The following is a 700-nucleotide window of genomic DNA, read 5'->3' on the forward strand; positions in this document are numbered from 1 at the left end:
CGGCGTTCTCGGTGCCTTTAATCGTCCTTGGAGGTGACCATGGGTACGTTGTGGCCATGGTGAACATCAACAGCACTTCCACCATCCTGGCGTTGAAGCACCTGGTGCCGCGCCTGCTCTCATCCAAAAAACCGCAAGTCATCATCACCGGTTCCACCTCCGGCCTTCGCCAGAGCGGTAGGCCAGAGGTGACCTTCGGTGCCTCCAAGTTCGCCCTTACCGGCATTGGCGATGCATTGCGGGAAAGTTTCCGGCAGCAGCGGCTGGTCGTTACCTGTCTGCAACTGGGCTATCTCAATACCGATGATGACCTGGCGGTGCCGCAGGGCCTGGCCGCTGAACGAGGGGGCGGCGAACTGGTGCCTGTGCATGACGTGGTGCAGGTTGTGCGCTGCTTGCTCAACCTCTCCAACGCCTCCTACGTGCGCGAGCTGGTGTTGCCGGCCATCGCTGACGAGCGCTTCTAGCAGTCACCGGCGAGCGTTCGGCAGGTTGGTTTGGGCGGGCGCCTGCACGCAGCGCGTGTATCTACGGCGGGTGCTTGCCAGGGTGCGCCGTGGCTGTCTAGTCTGGGGACGTCCCGTTGATGGGCAGGAACCAGGGAGTAAGGAGGATGCGTGTGTTGCCTTGGCTTGTTTTCAGTATTGCCTGCGTGCTGCCAGCGCAGGCACAGCCTGCACCCTGTCCCTTATTCACATCT

The 700-nt window shown here is 61.6% G+C and carries 1 protein-coding gene; it reads left to right on the forward strand.

What is annotated here, in order from left to right; translation table 11 throughout:
- On the forward strand, positions 1 to 467 hold a 467-nt coding region (locus ABB25_RS13950), incomplete at its 5' end, for an SDR family NAD(P)-dependent oxidoreductase (protein ID WP_152981246.1).
- Positions 468 to 700 lie beyond the last annotated feature (233 nt).

Source organism: Stenotrophomonas koreensis, assembly GCF_001431525.1.
In the GTDB taxonomy this organism is placed as follows: Bacteria; Pseudomonadota; Gammaproteobacteria; order Xanthomonadales; family Xanthomonadaceae; genus Stenotrophomonas; species Stenotrophomonas koreensis.